1 pseudogene is annotated in these 491 nt (G+C 43.8%); it reads left to right on the top strand.

Annotated elements, in window-relative coordinates:
- Positions 1-54: 54 nt before the first annotated feature.
- A pseudogene (locus QTN95_RS21080) lies at positions 55-491 on the top strand (ankyrin repeat domain-containing protein); the annotation flags it as partial.

Genomic DNA, 491 nt, shown 5'->3' on the forward strand with positions numbered 1-491 from the left:
CACGCTATGTGGCGCAAAAGTGACAAGCCCTTAAAAGCTCTTCTTGAAAGTGGCATGGATCCAAATATTGCAAATGAAGGCAGCTTACGAACATTGATTTTCAACACCCCTACGCTTGAAGAAAGTGATGCCATGAAGCTTTTAGTCGAGTACGGTGCCGATGTGAATGCCCGCGACACACTTGGCAATACACCTTTGATACATATTCTTCCAGTGCGGTTTGATGATTCTCTCTACTTGCTCAACCATGGAGCAGATCCATACGCAATGAATAATTTAGGTATTTCTGTTTCCTACAGCGTTCAAGAGCGATTAGAGCATATGGATCCATCCACCGAAGCTTACCAAAAGATGCTCAAAATCCAGCAGAAACTTGTTGAAAAAGGTGTCAAGTTCCCTGCTTTGACGCCTTTCGGTGAACGTTTTCGCAATGACATCGTTTTTTGTAAAGAGCCGCACGGTTATATGCCGAAAACCGAATGCAAAGTGGA

Origin of the sequence: Vibrio sp. M260112 (assembly GCF_036533775.1) — a bacterium.
GTDB lineage: Bacteria > Pseudomonadota > Gammaproteobacteria > Enterobacterales > Vibrionaceae > Vibrio.